We start from the raw sequence: 19,773 nt of genomic DNA on the forward strand, positions 1-19,773 counted from the left end.
GGGGTGGGGCGGGGGAGTTGTCGTCCCGTTTGACGGGGGTCGTCAATCGGCGGGCCCCGGATTGACGGGGGTCGTCAATCCGGGGGCCTCGCCGCGGCGGCGCGGCGCACGGTGACGCCATGAACGCGCTGCACCAGTACCTCTTCGACACCTACCGCGCCGCCCAACTCGGCGAACCGATGCCGCCGGCGCCCGGCACCCAGGACGTCGCCGTGTTCCGGGCCGTCCGCGACCGCCGCCGCTTGGAGCGGGCGACGGCGGGCCGCAGGGCCGGCGGCGGACCGCTCCGCCGACTCCGTGCGGCCCTGCGCGCGCGGCGGACCTGACGCCCGGGCGACTGCCGCCCTGCGCGGGCGGCGTTCCTGCCCCCCCCGGCCGACTGCCGCCCTGCGCCCGCGGCGGACCTGACGCCCGGCTGCCGGCCCGGCCCGGATCCCCGTGCGTCAGCCCTCCACGCGCGCCAGGAAGTCCCGTACCGCCTTCTTCACGTCCTCCGCCGTCCACTCCAGGCCGGGCGCCGTGACCGTCAGCTCGGTGGCCGCCACCCCCGGCGGGCCGCCCGCGCCCGGGGCGAACCAGCGGCGGAAGAAGGCGGTGCCGGTGTCCTCGGTCTGGGCGAGGGCCGCCGCCGTCAGGACGTCCGGGGCGTACGGCAGCCAGACCTGGAACTGATGGGTGTGCGGGGTCTCGGGGTGGACCCGGGACCAGCCGACGCCGGCCTCCGCGAACGCCTCCCGGATCGCGTCGGCCACCACGCGCGCGTGCGCCACGTACGAGGGCAGCCGGGGCAGCTCGACGTCCAGGCCCCGGAGCGCGGAGAGCGCCGCCGGGTACTGCTGGAAGAGCATCCCGCCGTACCGGTGCCGCCAGATCCTGGCCTCCTCCATGACGTCGTCGGGGCCGGCGAGCACGGCCCCGGACATGCCGCCGAGGGACTTGTAGAAGGAGACGTACACGCTGTCGGCGAGCCCCGCGATCTCCGCGAGCCCGCGGCCGAAGTGCGTCGTGGTCTCCCACAGCCGGGCCCCGTCGAAGTGGACCACCGCGTCCCGTTCCCGGGCCGCCTCCACGACCTCGGTCAGCTCCTCCCAGGACGGCAGCACGAAGCCGGCGTCCCGCAGCGGCAGCTCCAGCATCAGCGTCCCGAAGGGCTCCGGGTGGTCCCGTACCTCCTCGGCGGTCGGCAGCCGGGGCGCGTCGGTCGGGTGGACCGTACGGAGCCCGGAGACGGCCCCGAACGCCCCGTTCTCGTGGACCTCGGGGTGGGCGAGCGGGTGGAGGGCGACGACGGGGCTGCCGGTGCGCCCCGCCCAGCAGCGCAGCGCCACCTGCTGGGCCATGGTGCCGGTCGGGAAGAAGACGGCGGCGGGGAGGCCGAGCTCCTCGGCGACGCGTCGCTCCAGCTCCTCCACGAGCCCGTTGCCGTACGTGTCGAGCGGGGCCTCCTCGTGGCCCGCGGCCGCCGCCCAGGCGGCCAGTTCGCGCAGCCGCGAGCCGACGGTGCCGTCGACCGAGGTGTCCCACAGACGGCGCTCGGCGCCGCCCCACACCTTCGCCCGGTGGAGCCGGGCCGCTTCCTCGTCCACAGGAGTCTCCGCAGGAGTCACAGGTTTCATGGGCCGATCATCACACCACCGCCCACACCCTGTGGACAGGCCACGGAGCGCCGCGAAACGCTGGCGTAGCATGACCAGAAATCGTCCGGTACCCGCCGAGGACTGGAACGGAAGGCCGTCCCCACCGTGAACGCACCAGCAGCGCCAGAGCCCCGGGGCCCCGAACCCCGGGCCGAGGACCGACCCGCCCGGCTCAGCGTCGGAGTCGTCGGCGCGGGCCGGGTCGGCCCCGCCCTCGCCGCCTCGCTCCGGCTCGCCGGGCACCGCCCCGTCGCCGTCTCGGCGGTCTCCGACGCCTCCCGGCGGCGCGCCGCCGAGCTCCTGCCCGACGTCCCCGTCGTCGAGCCCGCCCGTGTCCTGGCCCTCGCCGACCTGGTCCTCCTGACCGTGCCGGACGACGCGCTGCCGGGCCTGGTCGAGGGCCTCGCCGACACCGGAGCCGTACGGCCGGGACAGCTGCTCGTGCACACCTCCGGGCGGTACGGGGCGCGGGTGCTCGACCCCGCCCGCCGGGCCGGCGCCCTGCCGCTCGCCCTGCACCCCGCCATGACCTTCACGGGCACCGCCGTCGACGTCCAGCGGCTCGCCGGCTGCTCCTTCGGGGTGACCGCGCCCGAGGAGCTGCGGCTCGCCGCCGAGGCGCTGGTGATCGAGATGGGCGGTGAGCCCGAGTGGATCGCCGAGGAGGCCCGGCCGCTGTACCACGCGGCCCTGGCCCTCGGCGCGAACCACCTGGTCACCCTGGTGGCCCAGTCCATGGAGCTGCTCCACAAGGCCGGTGTCGCCGCCCCCGACCGCATGCTGGGCCCGCTCCTGGGCGCCGCCCTGGACAACGCCCTGCGGTCCGGGGACGCGGCCCTCACCGGTCCCGTCGCGCGCGGTGACGCCGGTACGGTCGCCGCCCACGTCGCCGAGCTGCGCAAGCACGCGCCCGGCACCGTCGCCGGCTATCTGGCGATGGCCCGCACGACCGCCGACCGGGCGCTCGCGCACGGTCTGCTCAAGCCCGAGCTGGCCGAGGACCTGCTGGGCGTGCTCGCCGAGCCGGTGAGCGGAGACGCCCGCCCCGCCGACCCCACCGACGGGCCGCAAGGAGACGACCGATGAGCCCGTTCGCCCGTGACCGCGCCAAGGACGGCCGGACCGTCCGCCACCAGCCGGCCGAGCTCTTCCGTACGGCCGAGGACCTCGAGGACGCCGTCGCCCACTTCGGTGCCCCCGGTCGCAACGCCGTCGTCATGACCATGGGCGCCCTCCACGAGGGCCACGCCACGCTGATCCGGGCCGCACGCGAGCGCGTGGGTGCCAAGGGCTTCGTCGTCGTCACCGTCTTCGTCAACCCGCTGCAGTTCGGTGCGGGCGAGGACCTCGACCGCTACCCGCGCACCCTCGACGCCGACCTGGAGCTGGCCTTCGAGGCGGGCGCGAGCGCCGTCTTCGCGCCCTCCGTCGACGAGGTCTACCCGGGCGGAGAGCCCCAGGTCCGGATCACCGCCGGGCCCATGGGCGAGCGGCTCGAAGGCGCCTCCCGGCCCGGCCACTTCGACGGCATGCTGACGGTCGTCGCCAAGCTGCTCCACCTCACCGCGCCCGACCTGGCCTTCTTCGGCCAGAAGGACGCCCAGCAGCTGGCCCTGATCCGCCGCATGGTCCGCGATCTGAACTTCCCCGTCGAGATCGTCGGCGTGGAGACCGTCCGCGAGACCGACGGCCTGGCCCTGTCCAGCCGCAACCGCTACCTGTCGGCAGGGGAGCGGCGGACGGCCCTGTCGCTGTCCCGCGCGCTGTTCGCGGCCCGCGAGCGGCTCGCCGCGCAGGAGGCGCTGCGCGCGCGTGCCGCCTCGCTGCCCGGCGCCCAGGGCCGGGCCGAGAACCGTGCCGAGGCGCTGTCGCGGATCGGCGAGGCCCGGGCCGCCGCCGACGCCCACGCGGTCGCGCAGGCCGCCGAGGGCGGCTGCGCCGATGCCGTACGGGCCGCGGCCCGCTCCGTCCTGGACGAGGCGGCCAAGTCCGAGCCGCCGCTCACTCTGGACTACCTGGCCCTCGTGGACCCGGCCGACTTCACCGACGTCGCCGACGACCACGACGGGGAGGCGGTCCTCGCCGTCGCCGCGCGCGTGGGGAGCACGCGGCTCATCGACAACATCCCCCTGACCTTCGGAGCCGCCAAGTGACCGGAATACGGCTGCACGCGCCCGCGCCGGGCTGGGCCATCGACGCCGACGTCGTCGTGGTCGGCTCCGGGGTCGCGGGCCTCACCGCCGCCCTGAGGTGCACCGCCGCCGGGCTCCGTACGGTCGTCGTCACCAAGGCGCGGCTCGACGACGGCTCCACCCGCTGGGCCCAGGGCGGCATCGCGGCCGCGCTCGGCGAGGGCGACACCCCCGAGCAGCACCTCGACGACACCCTCGTCGCCGGTGCCGGGCTGTGCGACGAGCGGGCCGTGCGGGCCCTGGTCACGGAGGGCCCGGACGCCGTCCGCCGGCTGATCTCGACCGGCGCCGACTTCGACAAGACCTCCGACGGCGAGATCGCGCTGACCCGGGAGGGCGGCCACCACCGCCGCCGGATCGCCCACGCGGGCGGGGACGCGACCGGCGCCGAGATCTCCCGCGCCCTGGTCGAGGCGATACGGGACCGGGGCGTGCGCTTCATCGAGCACGCCCTCGTCCTGGACCTCCTGACGGACGCCGAGGGCCGCACGGCGGGCGTGACCCTGCACGTCATGGGCGAGGGGCAGCACGACGGCGTCGGCGCCGTCCACGCGCCCGCGGTGGTCCTCGCCACCGGGGGCATGGGCCAGGTCTTCTCGGCCACCACCAACCCGGGTGTCTCCACCGGCGACGGCGTCGCGCTCGCGCTGCGTGCCGGGGCCGAGGTCTCCGACCTGGAGTTCGTCCAGTTCCACCCCACGGTGCTCTTCCTCGGGGCCGGCTCCGAGGGCCAGCAGCCGCTGGTCTCCGAGGCGGTGCGCGGCGAGGGCGCCCATCTCGTCGACGCCGACGGGGTCCGCTTCATGCTCGGGCAGCACGAGCTGGCCGAGCTCGCGCCCCGGGACATCGTCGCCAAGGCGATCACCCGCCGGATGCTGGAGCAGGGCACCGAGCACATGTACCTCGACGCCCGCCACTTCGGCGCCGAGATGTGGGCGGAGCGCTTCCCGACGATCCTGGCGGCCTGCCGCGCCCACGGCATCGACCCGGTGACGGAGCCGATCCCGGTCGCCCCCGCCGCCCACTACGCCTCCGGCGGCGTCCGCACGGACCTGCGCGGCCGGACCACCGTGCCGGGCCTGTACGCGTGCGGGGAGGTCGCCTGCACGGGCGTCCACGGCGCCAACCGGCTCGCCTCGAACTCGCTCCTGGAGGGCCTGGTCTTCGCCGAGCGGATCGCCGAGGAGATCACGGCCGCCGCCCCGCGCGTGCCGGGCGCCCCGGTGCCGCACCCGGCCCCGGTGACCCTGCCGCTGCCGGTGTCCGGCGCCCGGACCCGTATCCAGCGGATCATGACGGCCGGCGCGGGCGTGCTCCGCTCGGAGGCCACCCTGCGGGAGGCCGCCCAGGCCCTCGAAGCGCTGCACAGCGACGCCGTGGCGGGAGGCGACGACGACAGCAAGGCGGGCGAGCCGGGCGTGGACTCCTGGGAGACCACGAACCTGCTGTGCGTCGCCCGGGTCCTGGTCGCCGCGGCCCGCCGCCGCGAGGAGACCCGCGGCTGCCACTGGCGCGAGGACCACCCCGAACGGGACGACGCGGACTGGCGCAGGCACCTCGTCGTCCAGCTGACCCCGGAGCGGAGCCTCGACCTCCGCACCACCGACACCTTTGACTTTCCCCCCACCCTCGACGCCCCCAGGGAGCCGTAAGTGAGCACGCCCGAGGAAGCCCGTCCCGAGCCCGTGGACGTCCCTCTCATCCAGATCAACACGGTCTCCTCCGAGGAGGCCGGCGGCTGCGGCGACGGCTGCGGCTGCGGCGACGGCGAGGAGTTCGAGTGCGGGCTCGACCCCGCCCTCGCGCAGCTGCTCGCCGACGCCGGTCTCGACCCCGTCCAGGTCGAGGACATCGCCCACCTCGCGATCGCCGAGGACCTCGACGGCGGAGTGGACGTCACGACCGTGGCGACCGTCCCCGAGGACGCCGTCGCCACGGCCGACTTCACCGCCCGCGAGGCCGGTGTCGTGGCCGGTCTGCGGGTCGCCGAGGCCGTCCTGTCGATCGTCTGCACGGACGAGTTCGAGGTCGAGCGGCACGTCGAGGACGGCGAGCGCGTCGAGGCCGGGCAGGTGCTGCTCAGCGTCACCGCCCGCACCCGCGACCTGCTCACCGGCGAGCGCAGCGCGCTCAACATCCTGTGCCGCCTCTCCGGCATCGCCACCGCCACGCGCGCGTGGGCGGACGCTCTGGCGGGCACGAAGGCCAGGGTCCGCGACACCCGCAAGACGACGCCGGGCCTGCGCGCCCTGGAAAAGTACGCGGTCCGCTGCGGCGGCGGCGTCAACCACCGCATGTCGCTCTCCGACGCCGCCCTGGTGAAGGACAACCACGTGGTGGCGGCCGGCGGCGTCGCCCAGGCGTTCAAGGCCGTCCGCGAGCTGTTCCCGGAGGTGCCGATCGAGGTCGAGGTCGACACGATGCACCAGGTCCGCGAGGTCCTGGACGCGGGCGCCGACCTGATCCTGCTCGACAACTTCACCCCGATCGAGACCGAGGAGGCCGTCGCCCTGGTCGCGGGCCGCGCCGTCCTGGAGTCCTCGGGCCGGCTGACCCTGGAGAACGCGGCGGCGTACGCGTCGACCGGCGTCGACTACCTGGCGGTCGGCGGCCTCACCCACTCCTCCCCGATCCTCGACATCGGCCTCGACCTGCGCGAGGTGCGCTCCTGATGCTGCTCACCATCGACGTCGGCAACACGCACACGGTGCTCGGTCTCTTCGACGGCGAGGAGATCATCGAGCACTGGCGGATCTCCACGGACCCGAGCCGTACCGCCGACGAGATGGCGGTCCTGCTCCAGGGCCTCATGGGCATGCACCCGCTGCTCGGCGTCGAGCTGAGCGACGGCATCGAGGGGATCGCCATCTGCGCGACGGTCCCCTCGGTGCTGCACGAGCTGCGCGAGGTGACCCGCCGGTACTACGGGGACGTGCCGGCGGTCCTCGTGGAGCCGGGCGTCAAGACGGGGGTGCCGATCCTGACGGACAACCCCAAGGAGGTCGGCGCCGACCGCATCATCAACGCGGTCGCGGCGGTCGAGCTGTACGGCGGTCCGGCGATCGTCGTGGACTTCGGCACGGCGACGACGTACGACGCGATCACCGCGCGCGGCGAGTACGCGGGCGGGGCGATCGCGCCGGGCATCGAGATCTCGGTGGAGGCCCTGGGCGTCAAGGGCGCCATGCTCCGCAAGATCGAGCTGGCCCGCCCGCGCAGCGTGATCGGCAAGAACACGGTCGAGGCCATGCAGTCGGGCATCGTCTTCGGGTACGCGGGCCAGGTCGACGGCGTGGTGGCCCGGATGAAGCGGGAACTCGTCGGCCCGAAGGGCGACCCCTCCGACGTCACGGTCATCGCGACCGGCGGCCTGGCTCCGATGGTCCTCGCCGACTCGAAGGAGATCGACGAGCACGAGCCGTGGCTGACCCTGATCGGCCTGCGGCTGGTGTACGAGCGGAACGTCGCGCGCATGTAGGAGCGCAACCCTCGGCCCGTCTCGGAAGTCTCCGTTCCGTACGCCTTCCGCGACGGAGACGAGGTTCACCGATGAGACGCACAGCGGCTCTGGCGTCCGCTGCCGTGACGGCGACGGCGCTCCTCGCCCTGGCGTCGTCCGGACCGGCGAACGTGGCGGACGACGCGGACGAGGTGAGGCTGACCCTGCGGGCGAGCGCGTCCCAGTTCGTCTCGCCGGCGCACCCGGAGGACTACGGCCGGGGGAAGTTCCTCGTCGCCGTCGAGGCGACCACCGGGGATGCCCGTTCCGCACAGGCCGACAACGTCTCGGTGGTCTACGACGCCTCCTCCCTCAAGGGCAAGGTCACCCTTTCGCAGCCGGCATACCGGTGCACGCGGAAGGACTACGTCGTCACCTGCCCGGCGGACACGGTCATGGGCAGGGAGCCGCATCTCGCCTTCCGCCTGACCCCGGTGAAGGGTGCCGCGCTCGGCGAGGCCGGCACGATCCGGATGAAGGCCACCAGTACCGACGCGACGGCCGCCACGGCGTCCACGAAGATCCTCATCGGTGAGGCCGGGATCCGGCTGGGTGCCCACGAGCCGTACGTCATCCCGGAGGCCGAGGGCGGAAGCGCACCGCCGATCTTCCCGGCCTTCGGCAACACGGGCCCCCTGGCGCTCGGGGGCGACACCGTCCTCCACCTGTCCGTCTCCGGGGCCTGGCTCGACGGCGTCCGCTACAGCAACTGCTCCTACGCGTCGGACGACAAGGACGCGTTCTGCGAGTTTCCCGGCGGTCTCAAGCCGGGGCAGGCGTTCGAGACGGACGGGCCGCTCCGGGCCTCCCTGGCGGCAAACTCGGAGGCCGGCGGCGCCTCCTACTCCTACTCGGTCGGGAGCACCGACACCTTCCACCCGGAGGGGACGGACTACCGGAACGACCGTTCCTTCAGGAAGGGCGACGGTCGGCCGCTCGGTCTGAAGCCGGTCGAGCTGTCCACCCTCACCGGGACGGGCTCCCTCGCCTTCGGGGTGAAGCGCACCGTCCCGGACCGGGCTGCCGACGGCTTCACGATCCGCGGCAAGGTCGGCCAGACCGTGGACGTCGACGTCCGCCTCGGCTACGGCGGGCAGGTGAGGCTGAAGCTTCCGGAGGGCATCTCGCTGGTGGAGGCGGAACCGGGCTCCTTCGCCTCGGAGGGGTCGCCCTGCGGTCTCCGCGGCCAGGAGATCATCTGCGCCGCGGCGGACTGGGGCTTCCTGCGGGCCCACATCGACCGGAAGGTCGACGGCGCCGAGGGCACCGTCACCGTCTTTCCCACCGTGGGGGTGGTCGACCCCAACCCGGAGAACGACACCGCGCCGATCAAGACGGACATCACCGCCGACGCCTCCACCGGCGGCACGTCGGGCTAGTCCGGCACCTCCGGCGGCTCGGGCTCCTCGGGCTCGTCCGGCACCCCGGGAGCGTCCGGCTCCTCCGGCTCGGCCTCCGGTGGCGGCGGAGGAGGCGGGGGTGGGCCCGGTCGGCCTGAACTGCGACGACAGGGGCCGTGGGCATGATCGGCGCGGGGGATCCACGCCGCGCCGAGGATGATCGCTAAGAGAAAATTGTCCGATTAGCGCGTATCGTCGCCCCATGCCCACGCCATACGGATCCCGCGGCGGCATGGCGTTCAGCGCGGACGAGCTGCGTGTGCTCCGTCGCGCCCTTGCCATCGCCCTCCACCCTGCCCCCCTTCAGGACGAGGACGTCCAGGACTGCCTGCGCCTGGCCGAATCCGTGGACGAGGCGGTACGCGAGGCCGGCCGGCTGCGTACCTTCCTCCTCGACGACCTGGCCCGGTACCGCGAGGCGCTGCCCGGGTCCCTCGGCGGCTATCTGGAGCTGCTCCGGGACGCGCTGGCCGCCGGCTACGACCCCGGCGCCGACGACCTCGCCGCCCTGCGCGCGCTGCGCCGCAACCAGGCCGCCGCCGAGCTCCTCGCCCGCTGCCAGGTCCTCGCCGAGCGCTCCGTACGCGCGCGCCTGGCCCGGGTCTCCCAGGCCACCGTCTCGACCGCGCCCTCCGCCCCCCGGGCCCGGCTGCTCGCCCTGCCCGGCGGGCGCGCGGCGGCCGACGAGCCCAAGCCGAAGCCGCCCGCCCCCGTCGAGCGCCCGGTGCCCAAGCCCTCCGAGGTCTTCCCGCCACGCCGGCGGCCCGTTCCGCCGCCCCCGCCCGAGGAGCGGGTCGCCGGATAGCTACTCTGGACGGCATGGACTACGTATCCGCGCTCCTGCCTCCCGTGGTGATGGCCGCGTTCTTCATCGCCCTCGTCACCGTGATCGTCAAGAGCCAGGGCGGCCCGAACAAGGCCAAGGAGGACGCGGTCGTGGACGCCGCCCTCGCCCGCGCCGAGGCCGCCCGTCAGGCGGACGGCGACTGATCCCGCCCCGTACAGCAGCGCCAAGGGTGTGCGACCGCTTCCGGTCGTGCACCCTTTTCGTCCTTCATGGGCGGCAATAGACGTTTATTGGCGTTTCTCCCACTAGTGTGGCATTGTGCCCCGCCCCTTGGGAGAACTCGAAGACGCCGTCATGACGCGCGTCTGGCAATGGAACCGAGCGGTCACCGTCCGGGAAGTCCTGGAGGACCTTCAGCAGGAACGGTCCATCGCCTACACCACCGTCATGACCGTCATGGACAATCTCCATCAGAAGGGCTGGGTCCGCCGGGAGGTCGAAGGCCGCGCCTATCGATATACGGCGGTCTCCACCCGCGCCGCCTACTCTGCCGCGCTGATGAACGAGGCCTGGGCGCAGAGCGACAACCCCGCCGCCGCACTCGTCGCCTTCTTCGGCATGATGTCGCCGGAACAGCGGGAGTCGCTGAACGACGCGATCCGGATCGTCCAGCGCGACAACCCCCTTCCCGCCGCCCCGCGGGAGGCCGAGGGTGACGAGGGGACGCCCCGCCCGTAGCGATAGCGTCCCCCCATGTCGACCCCCAAAGCCGTCACCGTACGCAGGGCCCGCACCAGCGATGTGCCCGCGGTCCGCCGTCTCGTCGATCCTTTCGTGCAGCGCGGCATCCTGCTCGACAAGGCGACCGTGACGCTTTACGAGTCCATCCAGGAGTTCTGGGTCGCGGAACGCGACGAGGACGCCGTCGTCGTCGGCTGCGGCGCACTCCACGTCATGTGGGAAGACCTCGCCGAAGTCCGCACTCTCGCCGTCGATCCCGACTTCAAGGGGGCCGGCGTCGGACATCAGGTGCTGGACAAGTTGTTGCACACCGCCCGATGGCTCGGGGTGCGGCGGGTATTCTGCCTGACCTTCGAAGTCGACTTCTTCGCGAAGCACGGCTTCGTCGAGATCGGCGAGACCCCGGTCGACGGAGATGTCTACAGCGAGCTCCTGCGTTCCTATGACGAGGGAGTCGCCGAGTTCCTCGGTCTCGAACGAGTGAAGCCGAACACCTTGGGCAACAGTCGGATGCTTCTGCACCTGTGACAGGGAAGCCCGGCGATCCTCTCACGGAACCCTATGTCCGAATCGCGCACGTTTCCCGCGTTGCCGGGGTTCTGAACCTCTCCCAGGGGTTTGTGTTTTTCCGGGAAAAGCGGTTTCCTTTCCGCGTACTGCATTTTCGATGAAAGGAAATCCGGTGGCACAGAAGGTTCAGGTCCTTCTTGTCGACGACCTCGACGGCGTCGAGGCGGACGAGACCGTGACGTTCGCGCTGGACGGCAAGACCTACGAGATCGACCTCACCACCGCCAACGCGGAAAAGCTCCGTGGCCTGCTCGAGCCGTACACCGCTGGTGGCCGTCGCACCGGCGGCCGCACCACCGGCGGACGCGGCAAGGGCCGCGCCGTGGCGACGGGCAGCCAGGACACCGCGAAGATCCGCGCGTGGGCCAAGGAGAACGGCATGAACGTCAACGACCGCGGCCGTGTCCCCGCCGACATCAAGGCCGCCTACGAGGACGCGAACCGCTGAGGCGACAGCTGCTGAGCCGCCCCACGGGTACGGGCACTCAGCAGCCGCACCCGGTGGCACTCCGCCGCGGCGGCGGCCACGAGACGCACCAGGCAGGGGGCGTCCGCAACGCCCCAGGGTGCGGACCGCAGCGCCGGCAGCGAGGACTCGACCTCGCGACCCGGTGCGGGCGCCCGCAGCCACACCGTGGCGCCCGGCGCGCCGGAACCGCTCCACCCCGGGGGAAGGGGTGCGGTCGTCCGGCCGCCGGCACCGCGGATCGCGAGATCCAGAGAGATCCCGCCCCACTCCAGCCAGTCGAGCAGTCCCGGTAGCTCCTCCGCGCTCCCCGCGGCCACGAGCAGCCCCATCCGGCGCCCCATCAGGGCCACCGGCCCCGTCGTCGCGCCCATCCGGCGCAGCACACCCCGGCCGGCCGCGGCGGGCAGTTCCAGGACGTCGAAGCGCAGCCCCGTGACCAGCTCCGCCGGCGGGCCCACCACCGCGGCCCAGCCGAGCTCGTCCTCGTACCACCGCGCGATCCCGCCGTCGGACGGCGTGCGGGGGAGCGGGACGGTGAAAGCCATGTCCGGGGAACTCCCGCGGGGGCCCATTGGTTACGCCCGCGGTGACACACCGTCCCCCGGTGAACGCGCAAGGTGTCCGGGATGGGGCGTAAGCGTGCATTCGGCAGCGCAAGGGTGTTCGCTGGTAGCGGAGGGAACCGGGGTGCGCCGCATGGAGTGTCAGTGCTTACGGGTAAGACATTCCTAGTGGAGAGGGGCGACTCGCGGGCTTCGGCGTCTCACGTTCGCCATCGGCGTACTGATGGCGCGGGTAACTACTTGGCCTGCGGGAACATCGTCTCGCACCATCGGGTTGGAGCATTTGTCGGCTGTTCGGCAGCAGTCTCCCCGCTGAAGAGGGGGTGATCCGGACGGATGTCGGCAGTTGGAATGAGCGGTCCCCGCTTGCGGGACTAAGCTGCGGAAGGACAGGGAGGGGATCGACCCCTAACTGACTGACCGCTCTGAGGAGCGATTAACGATGTTCGAGAGGTTCACCGACCGCGCGCGGCGGGTTGTCGTCCTGGCTCAGGAAGAAGCCCGGATGCTCAACCACAACTACATCGGCACCGAGCACATCCTTCTGGGCCTTATCCACGAGGGTGAGGGTGTCGCCGCTAAGGCCCTGGAGAGCCTCGGGATTTCGCTCGAGGCGGTCCGCCAGCAGGTGGAGGAGATCATCGGCCAGGGCCAGCAGGCCCCGTCCGGGCACATCCCCTTCACCCCTCGTGCCAAGAAGGTCCTGGAGCTGTCGCTCCGGGAGGCCCTCCAGCTCGGCCACAACTACATCGGCACCGAGCACATCCTGCTCGGCCTGATCCGCGAGGGCGAGGGCGTCGCCGCCCAGGTCCTCGTGAAGCTGGGCGCCGACCTCAACCGGGTGCGGCAGCAGGTCATCCAGCTGCTCTCCGGCTACCAGGGCAAGGAAGCCGCCACGGCCGGCGGTCCTGCCGAGGGCACCCCCTCGACGTCCCTGGTCCTCGACCAGTTCGGCCGGAACCTCACCCAGGCGGCCCGCGAATCCAAGCTCGACCCGGTCATCGGGCGCGAGAAGGAGATCGAGCGGGTCATGCAGGTGCTGTCCCGCCGCACCAAGAACAACCCGGTCCTCATCGGCGAGCCCGGCGTCGGCAAGACCGCCGTCGTCGAGGGCCTGGCGCAGGCCATCGTCAAGGGCGAGGTGCCCGAGACCCTCAAGGACAAGCACCTCTACACCCTGGACCTCGGCGCGCTGGTCGCCGGCTCCCGCTACCGCGGTGACTTCGAGGAGCGCCTGAAGAAGGTCCTCAAGGAGATCCGCACCCGCGGCGACATCATCCTGTTCATCGACGAGCTCCACACCCTCGTGGGTGCGGGCGCCGCCGAGGGCGCGATCGACGCCGCCAGCATCCTCAAGCCGATGCTGGCCCGCGGTGAGCTCCAGACCATCGGCGCCACCACGCTCGACGAGTACCGCAAGTACCTGGAGAAGGACGCGGCCCTGGAGCGCCGCTTCCAGCCCATCCAGGTCGCCGAGCCGTCGCTGCCGCACACCATCGAGATCCTCAAGGGTCTGCGTGACCGGTACGAGGCCCACCACCGGGTCTCCATCACCGACGAGGCCCTCGTCCAGGCCGCGACCCTGGCCGACCGGTACATCTCGGACCGCTTCCTCCCGGACAAGGCGATCGACCTGATCGACGAGGCCGGCTCCCGGATGCGCATCCGCCGGATGACCGCGCCGCCGGACCTCCGCGAGTTCGACGAGAAGATCGCCGGCGTCCGCCGCGACAAGGAGTCCGCGATCGACTCGCAGGACTTCGAGAAGGCCGCGTCCCTGCGCGACAAGGAGAAGCAGCTCCTCGCCGCGAAGACCAAGCGCGAGAAGGAGTGGAAGGCCGGCGACATGGACGTCGTCGCCGAGGTCGACGGCGAGCTCATCGCCGAGGTCCTCGCGACCGCCACCGGCATCCCGGTCTTCAAGCTGACCGAGGAGGAGTCCTCGCGTCTGCTCCGCATGGAGGACGAGCTCCACAAGCGCGTCATCGGCCAGAAGGACGCCGTCATCGGCCTCTCGCGGGCCATCCGCCGTACCCGTGCGGGTCTGAAGGACCCGAAGCGCCCCGGTGGCTCGTTCATCTTCGCCGGCCCGTCCGGTGTCGGTAAGACCGAGCTTTCGAAGGCGCTCGCCGAATTCCTCTTCGGCGACGAGGACGCGATGATCTCCCTCGACATGTCGGAGTTCAGCGAGAAGCACACGGTTTCCCGCCTCTTCGGTTCGCCGCCCGGATACGTCGGCTACGAAGAGGGCGGCCAGCTCACCGAGAAGGTGCGCCGCAAGCCGTTCTCCGTCGTCCTCTTCGACGAGGTCGAGAAGGCCCACCCCGATATCTTCAATTCCCTTCTCCAGATCCTGGAGGACGGTCGCCTGACCGACTCCCAGGGCCGGGTCGTGGACTTCAAGAACACGGTCATCATCATGACCACCAACCTCGGGACCAGGGACATCTCGAAGGGCTTCAACCTGGGCTTCGCCGCCCAGGGCGACACGAAGTCCAACTACGAGCGGATGAAGGCGAAGGTCAGCGACGAGCTGAAGCAGCACTTCCGCCCGGAGTTCCTCAACCGTGTGGACGACATCATCGTCTTCCCGCAGCTGACGCAGGAGGACATCCTCCAGATCGTCGACCTGATGATCAGCCGCGTCGACGAGCGCCTCAAGGACCGGGACATGGGCATCGAGCTCTCCCAGTCCGCGAAGGAGCTGCTCGCCAAGAAGGGTTACGACCCGGTGATGGGTGCCCGGCCGCTGCGCCGGACGATCCAGCGCGAGATCGAGGACACGCTCTCGGAGAAGATCCTCTTCGGCGAGCTGCGCCCCGGTCACATCGTGGTCGTGGACACGGAGGGCGAGGGCGAGGAGCGCAAGTTCACCTTCCGCGGCGAGGAGAAGACGGCCCTGCCGGACGCCCCGCCGATCGAGGCGACGGGCGGCACGGGCCCGAACCTGTCGAAGGACGCGTGACGCAGGCGCTGAGCCTGTAGCGACGAAGGGGCGGCCCCGGAACCTGATGGTTCCGGGGCCGCCCCTTTCGCTCGGTCAGGTGGGGAGGATCTCCACGTCGGCGGCGAGGTGTTCGGTGCCGGTGATCCGCCGCCCGATCGCGCGGACCGACACGAGCTCGGTGAGTGCCGCGAGGGGGGTCAGGTCGTGGCTGCCGGGGGCGAGGTGGAGGCGGCGCACGGACGGGAAGATCTCCACGAGCCGCCGAAGGCCCGCCGTGTCGGCCTGGGCCGCCAGGTGGAGCGAGGTGACTCCGGGGAGGACGGTCCCGGCGGGGCAGCGGTCCAGGTCCGTACCGGTGAGGGCGAGGGTCTCGATGCCGGGCAGCGCGGTGAGCTCCTGCCAGAGCGAGGGGGAGAGGGGCTCCGCCGCCCACAGGTGCAGCTCGCGCAGGTGCCGGAGCCGGGACAGCGGCTCAAGCCCGTCCCGGGGGAGGGGAGTGATCGAGAGCTGGCGGAGAGGCGACGCGGGAAGGTCGGCGGACGACCAGTCGGCGTCCCGGGGGAGAGCGAGCGAGAGCCGGTTCAGCCGGGTCAGGCGGGTCAGCGGGGCGAGGTCCGGCCGCGACTCGAACACCTCCAGGGTGAGTCGGCGGGGGTCGCCGTGCCCGAGGAGCGCGTCCCGCGCCCCGGGGGACACCTCCCCGTGGACCTGCAGCAGCCGGGGCCGCAGGCCGAGCCGGATGAGCTCGTGGGCCTGGGTGTCGTCCTGGACGCTGTAGTAGAGGCCGGTCGGGTCGAGCCGCGCCACGATCTCCTCGGCGTAGGAGCGCGTCTCGTACCGGTGCCAGGCCCAGATCATCTGGGACCGGACGGCGAGCAGGGGATGGGACACGAACCGGGACAGGTAGAGGACGGCGGCGTCGTCCTGGACGTGGGAGGCGGCCACCACCGCCAGGCGGGCCGCGTCGTCGTCCAGGCCGTCCGGGCCGGGCAGCAGGTCGAAGATCATCCTTCCGGCCACGGCCAGCGCCCTGGCCTCGGCCGTCGTCCGGGGCGGGATCACCTCCGACGTGCGGCGCAGCACCTCCTCCCGGACCTCCGGGGAGACCTCCGTCGCGTGGTCCAGGGCCGTCGCCGCCAGCAGCACCAGGCGGAGCCGGACCGAGCGGTCCTCGGCCGCGTCCGCCGCCTTCAGGAGCTCGCGGAGGATCTCCGCGCATTCGTGCGGGCGCGCGTGGCCCACCGCCATGCGGATGACGTCCTCCCACTGGTCGTCCGCGGCATGCCGCACCAGGACGCCGATGTCCCAGTGGTCCACCAGGGCCTTGGCGGCCAGGTAGTCCTGGAAGGTGCGGTGGACGAAGTCGACGGTGTCCTCCGTCGGCTCGCGCAGCAGGCCGCTGCGGTGGAGGAGGTGGGTGAAGACCGTCTCCGGCGGATACTGGGCGGCCTCCTGGACCGCCGGCACCGCCTCCCGGACGAGCGACTCCGCGCGGGCCCGGTCCAGCTGGGTGCGGCCGTTGAGCGTCAGCCAGTACGCGAGCCGCTGGATCAGCTGGATCTGCGGGGCCTCGTCGAGGGCGATGCCCGACGGGGCCCCCATGTCCCGCTCGCGGTCGCGGCGCGCGAGGAGCATCGACAGGGCGGCCTCGTAGAGGGCCTTGCGGCCGCGGGGCAGGAAGCCGCGCCGGTCGCGGTGGAGGGCGCAGATGAGCCCGCACATCAGGGGGTTGGTGGCGAGCTGGGCCACGTGCTCGGCGGTGCGCAGCGCGTCGAGGAGCGGCTGCTCGTACGGCTCCGCCTCCGGCCCGGCGGCCCGGTGCCAGCGGCGGACGAAGGTGGCGACCTCGGCGCGGGTCATGGGGGAGAGGGTCAGCTCGGTGAAGCCGTCGCCGGCCAGCCATTCGTCGCGTACGGCGGTGGGGCGTGAGGTGACGAGCCAGCGGTTGCCCTCGTACGTGTCCAGGAGGGCACGGAGCCACTCGCGGGCCCGGCCGCGTTCCGCCTCGGGGATCTCGTCGATGCCGTCGACGAGGACGACGCCACGGCCGGCGGCGAGGACCCGGTCGGCCCAGCCGTCGGGCGGGGTGAGCGGGCAGCCGGCGGCGGGCAGGAAGCGGTCGGGGGCCGGGAGCCGCTCGCCGTGGCGGGTGAGGGCGCGCAGGGGCAGGACGAAGGGGATGCGGCCCCGGAGGTACGCCATGCCGTCCCCGCGCCCCTCGGTCGCCGTACGGCCCGTGCGCCCCTCGGTGGTCGTGCGGTCCGTGCGCTCCCCGGTGGTCGTGTCGTGCGCGCGTCCCTCGGTCGCCGTAAGGCCCGCGCGCCCCTCGGTCGCCGCCGAGACCGTCAGCCACTGGACCAGGGTCGTCTTGCCGGAGCCGGCGAGGCCGCGCAGCAGGACCCTGTCGTGGCGGGCGAGGGCGAGGTCGGCGCGGACGGCCTGTTCCCGCTGGTGCGGGGCGAGGTGTTCCGCCTCGTCGGGCATGCCGGGCCCGGGGGTCTCGCCGGTCGCCTCCAGGGACAGATAGGCGAGGTCCAGCGGCCACCGGTCCGGGGAGTGGTGCAGGTCGATGCCGTAGATGGTGAGGCGGCCGTGCTTCTTGGCGAGGTGCTCCAGGTACCGGCGCTCGAACTCCGCGTCCCGACCGTCCGCCCGTGGCGTCCGGCGGACGATCTCGTCGACCTTCGCGATGAGCTCGGCCTGGGCCCGGGCCTGTTCCACGAGGCTGCGGGCGATGAACGTCGAGCGCTGGGTGAAGAACTCCAGGAGGTGGAGGCAGGCCCACTCGGTGAGGGACTCCAGGTAGAGGACCGAGTCCGTGGAGAGGCCGTCGGGGGCCGGGGCCGCCGCCCGCAGGCGGCGGGCGAGGTCGCGGTGGCCGAGGCGGACGGCCTGGACGTCGTCCATGTCGAGGTCGCCGAGGGAGAGGAGGGTCGTGGCGAGGGTGTCGGTGACGGCCTCGGTCTCGTCGGCGGGGAAGGGGGCTTCGCCGGGGCCGCCCGTCGAGCGTCCGACGAGGGTGGCGGCGAGCTTCCGGACGTCCTTCTCCGTGAGCGTGCGCTTCTCGCCCCGGAAGGAGACCAGGGCGGAGAGCCGGACCTTCGAAGACCCGGTGAGGCCCGCCCCTGGACCATCGCTGACCAGCAGTTTCTTCAGCAGAGGGCCGATCGCGGCCGAGGCGAGGCGGGTGCCGATGAGTGCCGGTTCCATGTGTGTCTCCCCGTGGATTCCCGAAGCGGTCAGCGTAGTGCGGGACGGGGTTCCGGGCGGCTCGGTTGCGTGACCCAGGTCCCATTCGGGGCGGGGCGCTGGTGACAAGGCGCACAGGCGTTTCGAGGGGTACTAACCGGAATAGTGGCGACCTTTGGTGTCGATTCGGGACGTTCAGGTGTGAACCACCGGGACCTAGGTCCCCGGGGGTCCCGAACCGGGCGCCGGGCGGCGTTTCGGGCGGTTCCGGGCCCCCGCGACGTGCGCATAAACCGAATCTCTTGTGTCGGTATGTCCGATTTCGCGCACCCTCTCCGGGGTCGTCAAGGGGTGAACTTCCCGGGAGATCGCTACGACGTCATGTCGTAGATGGGGTGTTTTGGGATGGCTGGGGGTCCGGGTTACCAAGGATGAGCAAGCCCGACGCAGCGACCGTCCGCGTCGGGTCCCGTACGTCCCGGAGGTTTTCCCCCGTATGTCGAAGCGCGTCATGAACCCCGCCGCCCGTATCACCGCCGTTGCTCTCGTCACCGCGGGTCTGGGAGCGTCGCTGGTGGCCGGAGCAGGGTCCGCCTTCGCCGCCGAGGGCAAGGCCGCCGCCCCGGTCGCACTGACCGCGTCCGCCGCCGTCGCCGCTCAGGCCGACGCCCAGGCTCACGCCGCCGCCCAGGTGAAGGCCGCCGCCGCGAAGGCCGCTGCCGCCAAGGCTGCCGCCGTGAAGGCCGCCGTCGCGAAGGCCACCCCCGTGAAGGCCGTCAAGAAGGCGGCCCCGGCCTGGGTCAAGCCGGTCACCTCGTACACCCTCAGCGCCAGCTTCAATCAGGGCGGCGCCATGTGGGCCCACAAGCACTCCGGCCAGGACTTCGCCGTCCCGGTCGGCACCCCGGTCAAGGCCGCGGGTGCGGGCACCGTCGTGAAGGCCGGCCCGAACGGCGGCGGCGACGGCCCCGCGTACGGCAACGCGATCGTCGTCAGGCACGCCAACGGCACGTACTCGCAGTACGCCCACCTGTCGAAGATCAAGGTCTACATCGGCCAGAAGGTCGCCGCCGGCCAGCAGATCGCCCTCTCGGGCAACACCGGCAACTCCTCCGGCCCCCACCTGCACTTCGAGATCCGTACGACCCCGAACTACGGCTCCGCCGTCAACCCGATGGCGTTCCTCCGGGCCCACGGCGTCGGCGTCTGACGCCTGCCGGCTATCGGTCCTTCTGGGCCTGGTCGATGAGATCGAGGGCGACCTCGAGGACGGCTTCGTGCTTCTCCTCGGGGTCGCCTTCGGCGTTCTCCATGAAGAAGGTCCCGGCGTGCAGCGTGAAGACCGCGCTCACGGCGCGGACCCTGTCCTTCATCGGGGCGTCGGGCTCCTGGATGAAGTCGTTGAGCGCGATGAAGCGCTCCTTGAAGGTGAGTCCGATGCTCAGGTCGCGCACGGTCGCCTGGTTCTCGTGCATGAAGCGGAACAGTGGGGCCGCGGCGAGCAGGGCCTTCTGGTAGCGGCGCAGGATCTCCCGCTTGGTCTCCAGGGTGCGCGGCTGTTCGCCCGCCCAGGCGACCAGCTCGTCGATGGGGCGCGTCAGGTCCTGGAAGATCCCGATGATGATGTCTTCCTTGGTCCTGAAGTGGTAGTAGAGCGCCGCCTTCGTGACGTCCAGGCGTTCCGCGATCTCCCGCAGCGAGGTCTTCTCGTAGCCCTGCTCGGCGAAGAGTTCGAGAGCCACGTCCTGGATGCGCTGGCGGGTGTTGCCTCGGGCCATG

General features: G+C 72.3%; 18 protein-coding genes. 14 read left to right on the forward strand and 4 right to left on the reverse strand.

Annotated elements, in window-relative coordinates:
- Positions 1 to 119 precede the first annotated feature (119 nt).
- The gene (locus tag AC07AW_RS25840) at positions 120 to 326 is read left to right on the forward strand and encodes a hypothetical protein (protein ID WP_478817816.1); all 207 of its coding nucleotides are present in this window, start codon (positions 120 to 122) and stop codon (positions 324 to 326) included.
- A 117-nt stretch (positions 327 to 443) separates the two neighbouring features.
- On the opposite strand, the gene AC07AW_RS25845 is transcribed toward AC07AW_RS25840, so the two are convergent.
- The gene (locus AC07AW_RS25845) at positions 444 to 1,616 is read right to left on the reverse strand and encodes a threonine aldolase family protein (protein ID WP_478817817.1); all 1,173 of its coding nucleotides are present in this window, start codon (positions 1,614 to 1,616) and stop codon (positions 444 to 446) included.
- Between the two features lie 126 nt (positions 1,617 to 1,742).
- Between AC07AW_RS25845 and AC07AW_RS25850 the strand changes: the two genes are divergently transcribed.
- The 11 genes from AC07AW_RS25850 to AC07AW_RS25900 all read left to right on the forward strand — a co-directional run bounded on the left by AC07AW_RS25850 (position 1,743) and on the right by AC07AW_RS25900 (position 11,274).
- Positions 1,743 to 2,723: a Rossmann-like and DUF2520 domain-containing protein gene (locus AC07AW_RS25850; RefSeq protein WP_478817818.1), complete on the forward strand. Its 981-nt coding sequence runs from the start codon at positions 1,743 to 1,745 to the stop codon at positions 2,721 to 2,723.
- Positions 2,720 to 3,790: a pantoate--beta-alanine ligase gene (gene panC / locus AC07AW_RS25855; protein ID WP_478817819.1), complete on the forward strand. Its 1,071-nt coding sequence runs from the start codon at positions 2,720 to 2,722 to the stop codon at positions 3,788 to 3,790. The genes AC07AW_RS25850 and panC overlap by 4 nt, the downstream gene beginning before the upstream one ends.
- Positions 3,787 to 5,481, forward strand: coding sequence for an L-aspartate oxidase (locus AC07AW_RS25860; RefSeq protein ID WP_478817820.1), 1,695 nt, complete (start codon positions 3,787 to 3,789; stop codon positions 5,479 to 5,481). Before panC ends, AC07AW_RS25860 begins: the two co-directional genes overlap by 4 nt.
- Positions 5,482 to 6,501, forward strand: a complete 1,020-nt coding sequence (nadC, locus tag AC07AW_RS25865) for a carboxylating nicotinate-nucleotide diphosphorylase (protein WP_478817821.1) — start codon at positions 5,482 to 5,484, stop codon at positions 6,499 to 6,501. It begins immediately after the preceding gene.
- Entirely contained in the window at positions 6,501 to 7,307 is an 807-nt protein-coding gene (locus AC07AW_RS25870; RefSeq protein WP_392160302.1) for a type III pantothenate kinase, read from the forward strand. The genes nadC and AC07AW_RS25870 overlap by 1 nt, the downstream gene beginning before the upstream one ends.
- 71 nt (positions 7,308 to 7,378) lie before the next feature.
- Positions 7,379 to 8,707 (forward strand): hypothetical protein, encoded by a 1,329-nt coding sequence (locus AC07AW_RS25875; protein ID WP_478817822.1) that lies wholly within the window; start codon positions 7,379 to 7,381, stop codon positions 8,705 to 8,707.
- A gap of 253 nt (positions 8,708 to 8,960) precedes the next feature.
- Positions 8,961 to 9,533 carry a hypothetical protein gene (locus tag AC07AW_RS25880; protein WP_478817865.1) on the forward strand — a complete coding sequence of 191 codons (573 nt, stop codon included), beginning with the start codon at positions 8,961 to 8,963 and terminating at the stop codon, positions 9,531 to 9,533.
- A gap of 14 nt (positions 9,534 to 9,547) precedes the next feature.
- Positions 9,548 to 9,718, forward strand: a complete 171-nt coding sequence (locus AC07AW_RS25885; protein ID WP_478817823.1) for a hypothetical protein — start codon at positions 9,548 to 9,550, stop codon at positions 9,716 to 9,718.
- A gap of 115 nt (positions 9,719 to 9,833) precedes the next feature.
- Positions 9,834 to 10,253: a BlaI/MecI/CopY family transcriptional regulator gene (locus AC07AW_RS25890; RefSeq protein ID WP_478817824.1), complete on the forward strand. Its 420-nt coding sequence runs from the start codon at positions 9,834 to 9,836 to the stop codon at positions 10,251 to 10,253.
- Positions 10,254 to 10,268: 15 nt separating this feature from the next.
- Positions 10,269 to 10,784 carry an amino-acid N-acetyltransferase gene (locus AC07AW_RS25895; protein WP_478817825.1) on the forward strand — a complete coding sequence of 172 codons (516 nt, stop codon included), beginning with the start codon at positions 10,269 to 10,271 and terminating at the stop codon, positions 10,782 to 10,784.
- 154 nt (positions 10,785 to 10,938) lie between these two features.
- Positions 10,939 to 11,274: a histone-like nucleoid-structuring protein Lsr2 gene (locus AC07AW_RS25900; RefSeq protein ID WP_365224095.1), complete on the forward strand. Its 336-nt coding sequence runs from the start codon at positions 10,939 to 10,941 to the stop codon at positions 11,272 to 11,274.
- On the opposite strand, the gene AC07AW_RS25905 is transcribed toward AC07AW_RS25900, so the two are convergent.
- Complete coding sequence (locus AC07AW_RS25905) at positions 11,253 to 11,840, reverse strand: SCO3374 family protein (RefSeq protein WP_478817826.1); 588 nt, start codon at positions 11,838 to 11,840, stop codon at positions 11,253 to 11,255. The genes AC07AW_RS25900 and AC07AW_RS25905 overlap by 22 nt on opposite strands.
- Positions 11,841 to 12,300: 460 nt before the next feature.
- On the opposite strand from AC07AW_RS25905, the gene AC07AW_RS25910 reads away from it, so the two are divergent.
- Positions 12,301 to 14,823 (forward strand): ATP-dependent Clp protease ATP-binding subunit, encoded by a 2,523-nt coding sequence (locus tag AC07AW_RS25910; RefSeq protein WP_392160293.1) that lies wholly within the window; start codon positions 12,301 to 12,303, stop codon positions 14,821 to 14,823.
- 75 nt (positions 14,824 to 14,898) lie between these two features.
- Here the strand turns inward: AC07AW_RS25910 and AC07AW_RS25915 are convergent, their stop codons facing one another.
- Positions 14,899 to 18,015: an NACHT domain-containing protein gene (locus AC07AW_RS25915; RefSeq protein WP_478817827.1), complete on the reverse strand. Its 3,117-nt coding sequence runs from the start codon at positions 18,013 to 18,015 to the stop codon at positions 14,899 to 14,901.
- 475 nt (positions 18,016 to 18,490) lie between these two features.
- On the opposite strand from AC07AW_RS25915, the gene AC07AW_RS25920 reads away from it, so the two are divergent.
- The gene (locus AC07AW_RS25920) at positions 18,491 to 19,204 is read left to right on the forward strand and encodes a M23 family metallopeptidase (protein ID WP_478817828.1); all 714 of its coding nucleotides are present in this window, start codon (positions 18,491 to 18,493) and stop codon (positions 19,202 to 19,204) included.
- A 10-nt stretch (positions 19,205 to 19,214) separates the two neighbouring features.
- Here the strand turns inward: AC07AW_RS25920 and AC07AW_RS25925 are convergent, their stop codons facing one another.
- Positions 19,215 to 19,772: a TetR/AcrR family transcriptional regulator gene (locus tag AC07AW_RS25925; protein WP_478817829.1), complete on the reverse strand. Its 558-nt coding sequence runs from the start codon at positions 19,770 to 19,772 to the stop codon at positions 19,215 to 19,217.
- Between the last annotated feature and the right edge of the window lies 1 nt (position 19,773).

It is taken from the genome of Streptomyces sp. NPDC044003, assembly GCF_056435185.1.